This window comes from Pseudomonas sp. KnCO4, from assembly GCF_045344305.1.
Classification (GTDB): domain Bacteria; phylum Pseudomonadota; class Gammaproteobacteria; order Pseudomonadales; family Pseudomonadaceae; genus Aquipseudomonas; species Aquipseudomonas anuradhapurensis.
Window position 1 is genome coordinate 1,704,311 of the sequence record NZ_CP174199.1, and the last position, 13,599, is coordinate 1,717,909.

The 13,599-nt window shown below is 65.5% G+C and carries 13 protein-coding genes; 7 read left to right on the top strand and 6 right to left on the bottom strand.

All coding sequences use genetic code 11. The features are described 5' to 3' along the window. Positions 1–960, bottom strand: coding sequence for a MoxR family ATPase (locus tag ACJA3S_RS07950; protein ID WP_186679428.1), 960 nt, complete (start codon positions 958–960; stop codon positions 1–3). Between the two features lie 231 nt (positions 961–1,191). Here ACJA3S_RS07950 and ACJA3S_RS07955 point away from each other — a divergent pair, with 231 nt between their 5' ends. Then, entirely contained in the window at positions 1,192–2,490 is a 1,299-nt protein-coding gene (locus tag ACJA3S_RS07955; protein ID WP_406821412.1) for a T6SS phospholipase effector Tle1-like catalytic domain-containing protein, read from the top strand. A 118-nt stretch (positions 2,491–2,608) separates the two neighbouring features. Here ACJA3S_RS07955 and ACJA3S_RS07960 read toward each other — a convergent pair whose 3' ends face one another. The 3 genes from ACJA3S_RS07960 to ACJA3S_RS07970 form a co-directional block, all read right to left on the bottom strand. Next, entirely contained in the window at positions 2,609–3,502 is an 894-nt protein-coding gene (locus tag ACJA3S_RS07960; RefSeq protein WP_406821413.1) for a dihydrodipicolinate synthase family protein, read from the bottom strand. A gap of 47 nt (positions 3,503–3,549) precedes the next feature. Beyond that, positions 3,550–4,332, bottom strand: a complete 783-nt coding sequence (locus tag ACJA3S_RS07965; protein WP_170029019.1) for an aldolase — start codon at positions 4,330–4,332, stop codon at positions 3,550–3,552. A gap of 172 nt (positions 4,333–4,504) precedes the next feature. Beyond that, positions 4,505–5,365 carry a CAP domain-containing protein gene (locus tag ACJA3S_RS07970; RefSeq protein WP_406821414.1) on the bottom strand — a complete coding sequence of 287 codons (861 nt, stop codon included), beginning with the start codon at positions 5,363–5,365 and terminating at the stop codon, positions 4,505–4,507. A 231-nt stretch (positions 5,366–5,596) separates the two neighbouring features. Between ACJA3S_RS07970 and ACJA3S_RS07975 the strand changes: the two genes are divergently transcribed. Beyond that, complete coding sequence (locus ACJA3S_RS07975; protein ID WP_406821415.1) at positions 5,597–6,742, top strand: sensor histidine kinase; 1,146 nt, start codon at positions 5,597–5,599, stop codon at positions 6,740–6,742. A 192-nt stretch (positions 6,743–6,934) separates the two neighbouring features. Here the strand turns inward: ACJA3S_RS07975 and ACJA3S_RS07980 are convergent, their stop codons facing one another. Next, on the bottom strand, positions 6,935–7,873 hold the full coding sequence (locus ACJA3S_RS07980) for a LysR substrate-binding domain-containing protein (protein WP_406821416.1): 939 nt from the start codon (positions 7,871–7,873) through the stop codon (positions 6,935–6,937). Positions 7,874–8,026: 153 nt separating this feature from the next. On the opposite strand from ACJA3S_RS07980, the gene ACJA3S_RS07985 reads away from it, so the two are divergent. Continuing rightward, complete coding sequence (locus ACJA3S_RS07985; protein WP_406821417.1) at positions 8,027–8,950, top strand: carbon-nitrogen hydrolase family protein; 924 nt, start codon at positions 8,027–8,029, stop codon at positions 8,948–8,950. Between the two features lie 31 nt (positions 8,951–8,981). Continuing rightward, positions 8,982–9,539 (top strand): GNAT family N-acetyltransferase, encoded by a 558-nt coding sequence (locus tag ACJA3S_RS07990; protein WP_186687417.1) that lies wholly within the window; start codon positions 8,982–8,984, stop codon positions 9,537–9,539. A gap of 29 nt (positions 9,540–9,568) precedes the next feature. Here the strand turns inward: ACJA3S_RS07990 and ACJA3S_RS07995 are convergent, their stop codons facing one another. After that, a complete protein-coding gene (locus ACJA3S_RS07995) occupies positions 9,569–11,134 on the bottom strand; it encodes a winged helix-turn-helix domain-containing tetratricopeptide repeat protein (protein ID WP_406821418.1) in 1,566 nt (521 codons plus the stop codon). 241 nt (positions 11,135–11,375) lie between these two features. Here ACJA3S_RS07995 and ACJA3S_RS08000 point away from each other — a divergent pair, with 241 nt between their 5' ends. The 3 genes from ACJA3S_RS08000 (at position 11,376) to ACJA3S_RS08010 (ending at position 13,555) form a co-directional block, all read left to right on the top strand. Further along, entirely contained in the window at positions 11,376–12,119 is a 744-nt protein-coding gene (locus tag ACJA3S_RS08000) for an SDR family oxidoreductase (protein ID WP_186687421.1), read from the top strand. 39 nt (positions 12,120–12,158) lie between these two features. Beyond that, a complete protein-coding gene (locus ACJA3S_RS08005; protein WP_170029028.1) occupies positions 12,159–12,572 on the top strand; it encodes a cupin domain-containing protein in 414 nt (137 codons plus the stop codon). A gap of 62 nt (positions 12,573–12,634) precedes the next feature. Beyond that, the gene (locus ACJA3S_RS08010) at positions 12,635–13,555 is read left to right on the top strand and encodes a LysR family transcriptional regulator (protein WP_406821419.1); all 921 of its coding nucleotides are present in this window, start codon (positions 12,635–12,637) and stop codon (positions 13,553–13,555) included. The last annotated feature ends 44 nt before the right edge of the window (positions 13,556–13,599 follow it).

Consider the following 13,599-nt stretch of genomic DNA (forward strand, 5'->3'; position numbering starts at 1 on the left):
TCAGGCTACGGCGACGACGTCGAGGATACGCTGGACCACGCGGTCCTGGTCGATCCCGGCGGCCTCGGCCTCGAACGAGAGGATGATGCGGTGGCGCAGGACGTCGAACAGCACCGCCTGGATATCCTCGGGGCTGACGAAGTCGCGCCCGGCCAGCCAGGCGTGCGCGCGTGCACAGCGGTCCAGTGAAATGGAGCCGCGTGGGCTGGCACCGTAGGCGATCCAGTCGGCCAGCTCGGTGTCGAACTTGGCCGGGGTGCGGGTGGCCATCACCAGCTGCACCAGGTATTCCTCCACCGCGTCGGCCATGTACAGGCCGAGGATTTCCTTGCGGGCGGCAAAGATCGCCTGCTGGCTGACCCGGCGTTCGGGCTTGGTCTCGCCGCCCAGGGCTTCACCACGGGCCTGCAACAGGATGCGCCGTTCTACCGCCGCGTCGGGGAAGCCGATTTTCACGTGCATCAGGAAACGGTCGAGCTGGGCTTCGGGCAGCGGATAGGTGCCTTCCTGCTCGATCGGGTTCTGCGTGGCCATGACCAGGAACAACGGCGACAGGTCGTAGGTGCTGCGGCCCACGCTGACCTGGCGCTCGGCCATGGCTTCGAGCAGCGCCGACTGCACCTTGGCCGGGGCACGGTTGATTTCGTCGGCCAGCACCAGGTTGTGGAAGATCGGGCCTTGCTGGAACACGAAGCTGCCGGTTTCCGGGCGATAGATCTCGGTGCCGGTAATATCGGCCGGGAGCAGGTCGGGGGTGAACTGGATGCGATGGAACTGCGCCTCGATGCCTTCGGCGAGCTCTTTGATGGCCTTGGTCTTGGCCAGGCCCGGCGCGCCCTCGACCAGCATGTGGCCATCGGCCAGGAGCACGATCAACAGTCGCTCGACCAGTTTTTCCTGGCCCAGGATCTGGGAAGAAAGAAAAGTGCGCAGCGCGATCAGCGCTTCACGGTGTTCCATCGGCGACGGTTCCTGGTGTGGGGCCGCAGGCAACTGGAAGCAGCTGCCCTGGCAAGGGCTGATACTTTAATCCATCCGGGGGGGCGGCGACCAATGGCGGCAGGGAAATTTATCCTTGCCGGGGGCCATGCACGCGCTGAATTTTCCCGATCATGGCTGGCCATTGGCTGATGTTCCGTCGCGGCGCGCTGGCGCTTGCTTGTGCTTTTTGAACAAGCAGGAAGCACGCTGATGGTAGCGAACAGCTGTAACAACAAATGTATGGCCCCGGTCGCCCTGCGTTTCGGGGTGTTCTTCGATGGCACCGGCAACAACCAGAACAATGTGGCACAGCCGGAGGTGCCGCTGGGCATGGGGGCCAGTTATGCCAACGCATTGAGCAATGTGGCCCTGTTGCATGCCCTGTATCCGGGGCAGGGTGCCGATGCCGAGGGCCGCATGGGGTTTCTGAAACAATATGTCGAAGGCGTGGGGACCTTGGCGGGCGAGCCGGACCAGGTGTACGCGTCTGCCACCGGGTCTGGGTCGACAGGGGTGGCGGCGCGGGCTACCGAGGCGCTGGCCGCTATAGCCGAGCAATTGCGCGGCTGGTGCCAGGCGCATCCGCAGGCCAGGCCCGAGCGCGTCGAGTTCGATCTGTTCGGCTTCAGCCGGGGGGCGGCGGCAGCGCGGCATCTGGCCAACCTGCTGCACGACAATGCAGGCCGGCTGATGCCGGTGCCCTGCAGGCTGGTGATCAATTTCATCGGCCTGTTCGACACCGTGGCGGCGATCGTCGCGCCGTTGCAGGGTGACTTCGACCCGGCAGACGAGCGCCACGCCGGCTTGCGCCTGGGGCTTTGGCCAGGCATTGCCCGGCAAACGGTGCAACTGGTGGCGCGGGACGAGCAGCGGCACAACTACCCGCTGCTGCGCAGCGGCCATGACATCGTGTTGCCGGGCGTGCACGCGAACATCGGCGGTGGTTATCCGGAGACCACCCAGGAGCAGGTGTTGCTGTGCAAACCGCAATCACAGCGTGTGCCGCAAGGTATGCGTGCCGAGCAGACACGCGTATACGCCACTATGCAGGCCTTGCTGGCGTCGATACCGGAGGCACGTGGTGGGCAGGTGCTGGCCTGGGAGGTGCCACTTGCCGGTGACCGCTTGGGTGAGGGGCAAAAGCAGGTGTATGCGGCGATATACCGTGAACGGGAGGTGGCGGGGCAGCTATCTCGGGTGTACCTGAGCATCATGCGCGAACTGGCGGTGCGGGCGGGGGTGCCGTTTGCCCCGTTGGGCGGGCAGGCCGAGCATCGCTTGCCGGAGCCATTGCTGGAAATCAGCCGCAAGTTGCATGCGTTCGCCTTGGGTGAGCGGCAACAGCCAGGGCTGACGGCGGAGGAGGAGCAGCTGTTGCGCCACCGGTACATACATGCGTCGGCGAACTGGAATGCCGTGAAGGGGCTGCGTAACAGTGTACTGGATGTGTTGTTCGTCAACCGGCCGGCGGCGGATGGTCGCGTGCTGCTTGCCAATCCGCTCGCCTGAGCCAACTGCGGCAATCGGCTTGCATGGTAGCGGCTGCGCCGGTGTGCGCCGGTAAACCCACTCCCACAGGTCCTGCGCCAGCTGGGTAGCGCGATAACTGTGGGAGGGGCAGAACGGGTCAGTTGCCCGCGCCGAGTTCCTCCAGCAAGCCTTTCAGGTAGGCGCTGCCCTGCGCATCCAGTGGCTGCAGCGGAAGGCGAGGGGCGCCGACCTGCTGGCCGAGCATCTGCAAACCGGCCTTGATGGTGGTGGGCAGGCCGCGGCGGGTGATGTACTCCAGCAGTTGGTACTGGCGATAGAACAGCGCACGGGCCTCGCCGAGGTCGCCTTGCTGCACCGCGTCCCACAGCGCCAGGTTCAGTGCCGGGATCAGGTTGGGCGCGGCGGTGCACCAGCCGGCGGCACCGGCCACCAGGGCTTCCAGGGCGAGCGGGTTGCAACCGTTGTAGAACGCCACCTGACCCTCGGTGGCCTTGAACAGGCGGTGCATGCGCTGGATGTCACCGGTGCTTTCCTTGACCATGGTCACGTTGGGCACTTCGTCGAGGATGCGCAGGATCAGCTCTACCGACAGGTCGGTGCCACTGGTCCCGGGGTTGTTGTAGAGCATGATCGGAATGTCGATCGCCGCGCCCACTGCGCGGTAGTGGGCAACCACTTCGGCTTCGGTGAGCTTCCAGTAGGAAATGGGCAGCACCATCACCGCCGTGGCGCCGCAAGCCTGGGACAGGCGGGCACGCTGCACGGTGCGTGCGGTGGTCAGGTCGGAGACGCTGACCACGGTTGGCACACGGCCGGCGATGCGCGCCTGGCTGAAGCGCACCACCGTTTCCCATTCGCTGTCGGACAGGTAGGCGCCTTCGCCGGTGCTGCCCAGCGGGGCGATGGCGTGCACGCCGTCGGCGATCAGGCGGTCGATGGACAGGCCCAGGGCATCCAGGTCAAGCGTGCCGTCTGCCGTGAAAGGAGTGATGGTGTAGCCGATAACGCCGCGAATTACAGGTGTAGACATGAGCAGGCACCTCTGCCGTTGTAGGGGATAGGGAGCAACATCGTCGATCAGCCCAGGCAGTCGCCATGGGCACGCAAGGCACGGCGCGCGTAGTAGCTGAACGCGGCGCCATGACGTTTCGGGGTGGAGATCCAGTCGTGGGCTTCCTTGCCCAGTGCCTCGGGGATGGGGCGGATGTCGCCGGCGCCCATGGCCAGCAGCTGCATCCTTGCCGCGCGCTCGAACAGCATGGCGAGCACACAGGCTTCCTCGATCGAGCGGCCGGCGATCAGCAGGCCGTGGTGGGAAAGCAGGATCGCGCGCTTGTCGCCGATCGCCCTGGCAATGATCTCGCCTTCTTCATTGCCCACCGGTACGCCGGGCCATTCCTTGAGAAACGCGCAGTCATCGAACAGCGGGCACAGGTCCATGTGCGAGATGGCCAGCGGCACCTCCAGCATCGAAAGGGCGGCACTGTGCAGCGGGTGCGTGTGGATGATGCAGTTGACGTCGGCGCGTGCGCGGTACAGCCAGCTGTGGAAGCGGTTGGCCGGGTTGGCCATGCCGCGGCCTTGCAGCACGTTGAGGTCTTCGTCCACCAGCAGCAGGTTGGAGGCGGCGATTTCATCGAAGCCCAGGCCGAGTTGCTGGGTGTAGTAGGTGCCGGGTTGCTCGGCGCGCGCGGTGATCTGCCCGGCCAGGCCGGAGTCGTGGCCAGCGTCGAACAGGATGCGGCAGGTGAGGGCGAGTTTTTGCCGTGGGGTGTAGGTGTTGTCGGCCAGCGCCGTCAGCATTTGCTGCTGGGCGAGTTTGACGAGCTGGTCCTTGGGGGTTTGCATGGTGGTCGTCATGGGCGGTACCTGCATGGGATGGCGATCAGGGGCTGAGCGGCGCGGGGCGACGTCAGGACACAATGCGATCTTAATGACACGATGTGTCATAAGCAAGCGTTGTGTCATCCTGTGGGCGCATTCACCCACGGCAACCTATGCTGCAAGCCTTGTCGAGTACCGCTGCCGTGGTTCAGGGCGCGCCGAACACCATCGTCCAGTAAACCCCATCATCGCTACGCGAATTCTCGGCATATGCCGCCCCCACCTGGGTAAACATCGGGTTCATCAGGTTGGCGCAATGCCCCGGGCTGGCCAGCCAGCCTGCCATCGCCTTGCTCGCTGAGCCCTGCCCGGCGGCGATGTTCTCGCCGATCTGGCGGCCGCGATAGCCGGCATCCCGCGCTCGGTCCGCCGGCAGGTCACCGTCGAGGTCGCGGTGGGCGAAAAAGTTTTCGTTGGCCATCGCCCGGCTGTGGCGCTGTGCGGCCGCGCCCAAGGCGGTGTTCCAGGTCAGCGGGCGCGCGGCGGCGAAGCGCTGGCGCCCGCACAGGCGCGGTTTGGCCCGCGCAGCGTTGACTTGTGCCAGCAACGCCTGGCCCGTGGCGCGGCCGTCGCCGAGTTGCGCCTCCAGCAATGGGCGCGCCAGCACCACCTGCCACTCATTGCGGGCGCGGCGCACGCCAATATCGGCATACTGGCTATCGAGCAACGCAGCGCAGTAGTCGCTGCGCAGCATGTCGAAGGCCTCCTCGGCATCGTGCGCGCCGACCAGGCGGATAGCCCGCACCTTCACTGCCTGGTAGCCGACCGCCTTCAAGCCGTCGCGCAAGCCACCGCCATAGCCGATCGGCAGCGCCAGGTTCGCCTTCAGCGCCAGCGGCGTCGAGGCCCGAACCAGGCGCCGCTCGCAACGCTGTGGCTGGGCGCGATAGTCGTTGATCGCCTCCACCAGTTGCCGCTCCCCGCTGGCATGGGCGGGGTTGGTCAACAGCGGCAGGAGCGGGAACAGGCAAAGCGAGGCAAGGCGGGAGCAGCGGGCAGCTTGGCGCATGGGCGAACAGCTCGACAGAGGGTTGGCAGTAAGGCCGATGAAAGGGCCGGGCTAAGACTGCGTGGCGCGACACTGGTTCACGCACGGGCAATGGATTTTCATCTGCCGGCGAACCGCCAGGCGGTAGCCTGCCACAAAGGTGGCGCCCGGCTCGAAAACCGGGCTTTGCAGCGCTACGCTTAATCCACCCAATCGAAAACTGCCCTGGTCAAGCAGCGGAGGAATGACTGCATGCGGTTGTCTACGTTCATCATTGAGCAGATGGAAAGCATCCTCCAGGCTTGGGAGGACTTCGCCCGAACGGTTGACCTGCCCAGGGAAGCACTGAGCGTATCGGGCCTGAGGAACCACGCCGCGCACATTCTTCTGGCCGTGGCGCGGGACATGCAAACACACCAGACCGTACAGCAGGAAATAGACAAATCCCAGGGCCTCGCTCCGGCGTCGGCGCGCGAAAGTGCGGCAGAAACCCACGCAGTCATGCGCCTGATGGACGGCTTCAGCATGGATCAGATGGTGTCGGAGTACCGCGCCCTTCGCTCAAGCGTGTTGCGCCTGTGGCTTGCTCAGGAAACGTCGATCGACCAGCCCGAGCGGGTGGCGGAGATCATCCGCTTCAACGAAGCCATCGACCAGGCCCTGGTCGAATCCATCGCCTCGTATGGCAAGGCCGTCGAGACCACCCGCAAGATGGTGCTGGGTGTACTCGGCCATGACCTTCGCTCCCCACTGACAGCGATCACCATGGGGGCCGGCATGCTTGCCAAGAGCCAACAGCTGGGGCCCCGGGAACAGACCGTGGTCACCCAGATCTACGCGAGCGTCGGGCGAGCCAACGACCTGGTGAACGATTTGCTCGACCTGGCCCGATGCAATCTGAGCCTGGGCATACCCATACAGCGTGAGCCGAGTGAGCTCAGCGCACTGTGTAACGCTATCGTCAAGGAAGTCAGCCTGGCCCATCCGCAGATCGACCTGCGTTTGCAGCAGGTAGCGCCATTGCCGGCCAGCTTCGACCCGTCACGCATGTCCCAGGCAGTGTCGAACCTGGTCAACAATGCCATACGCCACGGCGACACCCGCTTGCCGATCCAGGTGCGGCTTGCGACCGAGAACGATTGCGCGGTGATCGAGATTCACAACTGGGGCAATCCCATTTCGCCAGACCACATGATGTACCTGTTCAATCCCGAGGCACGCTTGGCCCGGGCGGGCCATGCCGAGAGTGGAAAACCGCATGGGTTGGGGCTTGGCTTGTTCATTGCCAACGAGATTGTCACCAGCCATGGTGGCACGATAGAGGTCGTTTCCAGTGCAGAACGGGGTACGACCTTCAGGGTTGTTTTTCCTCTTGAAGCTGCTACGTCTGCCGGTTGAAGGTGCAGTACGTCAACTGTAGGAGCGGATTCATCCGCGAAGCAGGCGACGCGGTGGATGGCACCGGCTATGCCGGTGATCGCGGCTGAAGCCGCTCCCACAGGGGGCGTGCCAGGGCGCTGAATGGGGACAATTTCGCCGGCGCTGGGAGCGGGTGTGTCCGTTCCTGCACGGTAACTGCCTGCAATGGTTTCACCCAGGCAGGAGCGGCCTTGTATCGCTGCCTGGCAGTTGTGCAATGACCTCGCGCAGCAAGGCCGTTATCAGGCGAATCGCGGGGTCCCGGGCATTGTCGATGCGCCAGCCCAGTTCTATCGAATACCGCGGCAAGTGGATCGGGCAAGGCTGGCACACGACATGGCTCACCATGGCCAGCGCCTTGGCCGCATGCGTCGGCAGGGTGGCTACGCAGTCACTGCCTTGCAACAGCGCAGGGAGCGCAGCGAAATGCGTGGTGGAAGCCTCCACCGTGCGGCTCTGCGCCTGCGCTGCCAGCACTTCGTCCACCACGCCAACATAACCGCCTGAAGAAACCAGCACATGGTGTTTTTCCAGGTAAGCCTCAAGGGTCAGCGCAACCGGCGCAGCGCTGGTTGCCGTAAGGCAGCTGTAGCCACCGGTTCCGAGCGCCAGGCGCCCGAGCGCTTTCGAGGCGACGGCGCCGGAAGTCAGCGCCAGGTCGAACTGCCGATTCATCAAGGCATCGTTGGCCAGCAAGCTGTGTGTCTGCTTGAACACCAGGCGGATGCCAGGCGCATGGGCTTTCGCCCGATCGATCAGCTGCCTGCCGATCGCCAGTTCGAAGTCATCCGACATGCCCAACGCGATCGTGCGCCCCTGGATGGCTGCATCATCGTTGAATGCCAACATCAAGCCTTGGCGACACTTGTCCAGCGCGGCAGCAACCACAGGGCGCAGTTCCTCGCTTTTTGCCGTGGGCTTGAGGCCGCGCCCGGTGCGCTCGAACAAGTGGTCAGCGAAGACCAGACGAAGCCTGGCCAGCGCAGCGCTCACCGCTGACTGGGTAATGCCCAGGCGGATGGCGGCGCGGCCAGCACCGCCTTCTTCATACAAGGCTTCGAAGACCTTGAACAGGTTCAGGTCCACCGAGGCGAGGTCGGGTTTGCTCATGACCGGGACTGCCCTTTGCAAGAATGACTGCGGCCACGCTAGGCGAAACCCGATATGAATGCCAGTCATATCAGATGTTGCCCTGGCGGCGTTGTTCAATAACGCCTCGCGACGGAACATGGCAGCCACACCCTCCACACGAGACAGTCGATCATGGCCCGTACCACCGTTGCAGCACTGCAGATAGGTTCCCACCCGGACGGCAAGACCGAGACCCTGAAGTCGATCCTCGGCTACGAGGAAGCGATCAGGGCGAGCGGGGCAAAACTGGTCGTGATGCCCGAAGCGCTGCTTGGCGGCTACCCGAAAGGCGCGATCTTCGGCACCTACCTGGGCTATCGCCTGCCCGAGGGGCGCGAGGCATTCCAGGCCTATTTCGCCAATGCGGTGGACGTACCCGGCGCGGAAACCGATGAACTCGCCGCGCTCTCCGAGCGCACCGGGGCGCACCTGGTGGTCGGGGTGATCGAACGCTCCGGCAACACCCTGTTCTGTTCCGCGCTGTTCTTCTCGCCAGAGGGCGGGCTGGTCGCCAAGCACCGCAAGCTGATGCCGACGGGCACCGAGCGCCTGATCTGGGGCCAGGGTGACGGCTCGACCCTGCCGGTGGTCGATTCGCCCGCGGGTAAACTGGGCACGGCGATCTGCTGGGAGAACCACATGCCGCTGTTGCGCACGGCCATGTACGCGAAAGGGGTGCAGGTATGGTGCGCGCCGACCGTCGATGAGCGGGATGTCTGGCAAGCCAGCATGCGCCACATCGCGCATGAGGGGCGGATGTTCCTGGTCAGTGCCTGTCAGGTGCAGCCGTCGCCGCGTGAACTGGGCATCGAAGTGCCAGGCTGGGATCCGCAGCGTCCGCTGATTCAGGGCAACAGTGTTATCGTCGGGCCGCTGGGCGACGTGCTTGCCGGGCCGCTGCGTGGTGAAGCGGGGCTGTTGACCGCGGATATCGACCTGGAGGATCTGGTGCGCGCTCGCTACGATTTCGATGTGGTGGGCCATTATTCGCGGCCCGACGTGTTTTCGTTGAGTGTCGATGAGCGCGCCAGGCGCGGTGTCGACTTTCAAAAATGACTCATTGCTGAGGATATTCGGGAGCGCAAGCATGGAAGGCCTTGCTACCTTGTTCACAAAGCGTCTGCTGCTGACGCCGCTGCGCTTGGAGGATGCCCAGGCGATACAGGCGCTGTTTCCCCAATGGGAGGTGGTGCGCTACCTCGACCGTCGCGTGCCATGGCCGTATCCGCCAGACGGGGCGCTGACCTATTTGCGTGATATCGCCCTGCCTGCGATGGCCGCCGGCCGAGAGTGGCACTGGATGATCCGCCTGCGCGACGAAGACGAGCGCATCATCGGCAGCATCAGCCTGTATGACCAGGCTGGAAACAACCGCGGATTCTGGCTGGCGCCGCAGTGGTGGGGCCAAGGCTATATGCGCGAAGCATGCCGGGCCATCAATGCTTATTGGTTCGAAACCTTGTCGCGCCCCGTCATGCGGGTTCCCAAGGCGGTCGCCAACAAAGCGTCACGCAAGGTTTCGGAACACGAAGGCATGCGCCTGGTCGATGTGCGCGATGGCGATTTCGTTGCCGGGCCAATGCGCGTCGAGATCTGGGAGATGACCCGTAGCGACTGGCTGGGCAGGGTGAACCCAGGCCGCTAGTGGCTCGTGCCTGGCCGGCGGTTTGCCGGTCAGGCTGGCAGCCCAGCCAGTTGCAGGCCCTCGGCCAGCCGGGCCAAGTCCTCGTCGCGATGGATCGGCAACCACTCACGCAAGGTCGATACACGCAGCCCCGGGTCTTGCTCGCGCAAGCGCGCCATGGCCCGGTAGGCGCTGTCCATCCGCCCGCTCAGGGCATGGCTGGCGGCGACCAGGGCGACCGCCACCAGCAAGTTGGGCAGGTTGCCCAACGATTTTTCCGCCCACTCGAGCGCTTGCTCCAGGCGCCCGGCGAAGAAGTGCGCCAACGCCATGCCCACCTGCATGCGGAACATCTCCGGGTCCAGCGGGCTCAGCCGGGTGGCATGGCTGAGGTTGTCGATGGCGGCCTGGGTCTCGCCACGCAGCGCCCGCAATACCCCGCCCAGGTACCAGGCCGGCGCCAGGTTGGGGTTGAGCAGGCGTGCCCGGTCGAGCAGGGCGATGGCACCGTCCAGGTCGCCGGTCAGATGGCCAAGGGCATGGCCACCGCGGGTCAGGGCCACGGCATCGTCACGCCCCAGCGCCACGGCAAGGCGCGCGAGCCGGGCGCCCTCGGCGATTTCCTCGGCGCGGTTGTCCATCCAGCCATTGAGCTTGCGCCAGAAGTAGCACCATGCCGCCATGCCATAGGCCGAAGCGAACTCAGGATCGCGCTCGATGGCGTGGTAATACAGCGTCAACGCCTCGGCGATCGCCTCGCGGCTGCCGTGGTGCAGCTTGGCCGTGCCGCGCAGGTAGAAATCGTAGGCGCCAAGGTCGGCGGTAGGCTTGCGCTTGGCCCGCTCGATCTCGGCCCGCTCCAGTTGCGGTGCAATCGCCCCTACCACGCTTTCAGTGACCTGGTCCTGCAACTCGAACACATCATCCAGCGACCCTTCGAACCGCTCGGCCCACAGGTGCTCGCCGCTGCTGGCGTCGATCAGCTGGCCGGTGATGCGCAGCCGCTGGCCGGCCCGGCGCACGCTGCCTTCGAGTACGTAGCGCACGCCCAGTGCCTGGCCCACCTGCTGCACGTCGATGGGCTGGCCCTTGAAGGTGAAGCTGGAGTTGCGGGCGATGACGAACAGCCAGCGGATGCGTGACAGGGCGGCGATGATGTCCTCGACCATGCCATCGGCGAAATAGTCCTGCTCGGGGTCACCGCTGAGGTTCTGGAACGGCAGCACGGTGATCGACGGCTTGTCCGGTAGCGCCGGCCCGCTGGGTGCCGGCGCCGTTGCGGCTGCGGCTGGCGCCGGGCCGCTGGCGGCTTCGCGGACTTCGCCGACGAAGCGATAGCCCTTGCGCGCCACGGTGCGCAGCAGCCGTTGCTCCTCGCCGGAGTCGCCGATGGCTTTGCGCACGGCGTTGATGTGGCTGGTGATGGTCGATTCGGAGACCACCTTGCCGTTCCACACCCGTGCCAGCAATTCGTCGCGGCCCAGTACCCGGTCGCGATGGCTGACCAGTTGTACCAGCAGGTCGAACACCTGCGGGCCGATGGCCACGGCCTGGCCCTGGCGGGTCAGTTCCCGGCGCTGCTCGTCGAGCTGATAGTCGTCAAACACGAATGGCACGTGGCATCCCTCGCACGCCCTGGGCCTGGTGGCCGAGGCGCCTGGTTTCAGGTATCGGTCGATGATACGGCAGCAGCCCAGGCGGCAGTACTGGCCTGCGCCCGGATTGAATAGTTTGGACGCAAATTAAAGCCTGCGTGGAGGCAAATCCAGCCCGCGAACAAGGACTCGCTGTGCCAGGCGGCGCATGCTGCAGCCAGACGACGGCAATGGTTGCGGTCGTGCATGCGGAGACAGCCCAATGAAAATCGTGGTCATCGGAGGCACCGGCCTCATTGGTTCGAAGCTGGTCAACGGCCTGCGTGAGCGCGGCCACCAGGCCGTTGCGGCAGCGCCGAGCACCGGGGTCAACAGCATCACCCGCGAGGGCCTGGCCGAGGCGATGGATGGTGCGGATGTGGTGGTAGACGTGGCCAACGCCCCGTCCTGGGAGGACCAGGCGGTGCTGGAGTTCTTCGAGACGTCCACGCGCAACCTGCTGGCGGCCGAGAAAGCCGCTGGGGTGAAGCACCATGTGGCGTTGTCGATCGTCGGTACCGAGCGCCTGCCGGATAACGGCTACTTCCGCGCCAAGGTTGCCCAGGAGGCGCTGATCAAGGACTCGGCGCTGCCGTACACCGTGTTGCGGGCCACGCAGTTCTTCGAGTTCGTCGAAGGCATCGCCCAGGCGGGTACTGTCGGTGACGAAGTCCACCTGTCGCCGGCGCTGTTCCAGCCGCTGGCTTCCGATGACGTGGTGGCGGCGCTGATCGACGTGGCCCTGGCACCCGCGGCCAACGCTACGCTGGAGGTGGCCGGGCCAGAGGCACTGCCGATGGACGAACTGGTGCGCCGCTTGCTGCGCCTGCGTGGCGACAACCGCAAGGTGGTGGCCGACGTGCACGCCCGCTATTTCGGCGCCGAGCTCGACGACAAGGCACTCACCCCCGGCAGCGGCGCGCGGCTTGGCACCATCCGTTTCGAAGACTGGCTGGCGCGCCAGTGAGTCGCCCAGCCCCCACCCGTTAACCCAAGGAGCATCAGCATGTTCAATCGCACCCTCCTGGCCGCCGCGTTCAGCGTGCTGGCCATTACCCCGGCAATCGCCGCCGAACGCCCGCTGAGCAAGGTCACCGTGGTGTTCGACAAACCATTGCCGAACGTGCCAGGCAAGAGCATGCGCGGGGTCATCGTCGACTACGCGCCGGGCGCTGCGTCACCCGCGCATCGCCACCCGAATTCCGCTTTCATCTACGCCACCGTGCTCGAAGGTGAAGTACGCAGCAGCGTCAACGGCGAGCCGGCCAAGGTCTACAAGCCCGGCGAGAACTGGTACGAGGCCCCGGGCGCGTTCCACGGCGTCAGCGCCAACGCCAGCGACAGCAAGCCGGCCAAGCTGATGGCGGTGTTCGTGCTCGACAGCAACGAGACGGTACTGGTCACCCCGAGCGACAAGTAGGCCGCGAACAGTCGCCGATCCTGCGTACAATGCGGGCAGGGCAGGGGCATCGCGAGGTCAATGTGGAGTTACGTCAGTTTCGCTACTTTTTGAGTGTGCTGGAGCACGGCAGCCTGGGTAGGGCCGCGCTCGAGCTCGGGGTGGGCGCGTCCGCCCTGAGCCAGCAGCTGTCGAAGCTGGAAAGCGAGCTGAGTACCCGCCTGCTGACCCGCTCGAGTACCGGTGTTACGCCGACAGCGGCGGGCCTGGCCTTCGAATACCACGCGCGGCTGGCGCTGCGCCAGGCCGAACACGCCATGCTGGCGGCGCAGAGCGGGCGCATGAGCGGCTACGTCAGCGTCGGCCTGGCACCGACCACCGCATCGGTTCTGGGCCTGGCCCTGATTGAGCGCATGCGCCAGCGCTATCCGGACATCCACCTGCACTTGGTGGAAATGCTCTCGGGCTATCTGCTGAGCCAACTCAACGCCCGACACCTGGACCTGGCGGTATTGTTCCAGGCGGAAGCGGGGGCGCGGCTGGAGGTGCGCCCGCTGCTGCAGGAGCGCTTGTTCGCCCTGGTGCCGCAGCGCCTGGTGCAGAAGGGCTGGGGCGAAGCGCTGAGCTTGCAGCAGATCGCCACGCTGCCGCTGGTGATGCCCAGTACCCAGCATGGCCTGCGTTCGACCTTGCAGGCGATCCTGGCCCGGGCCGGGCTGGAAGCCGACATCGTCATGGAGGTCGACGGCTTGTCGCTGCTCATGGATTGCGTGGCCGCCGGCCACGCCGCCACCCTGCAACCCGGTGCCGCGGTAGCCCGGGCAGCCCAGGCCGGCGTGCGGGTATTGGCCATCGACGATGCCCAGGCGCAGCGCCGCAACCTGGTGGTGAGCCTGGGTGAAGACGAGCTCTCGCCAGCAGCGTTGGCGACCCGGATCGTGCTGCATGAGGTTGCCCGCGACTTGGTCGCCCAAGGCCAATGGCCGGGCGCGCGACTGCTCTGACCAGGGCCTGCTGCGGCGCCACCCTTTAGAAAAACTGAACACCT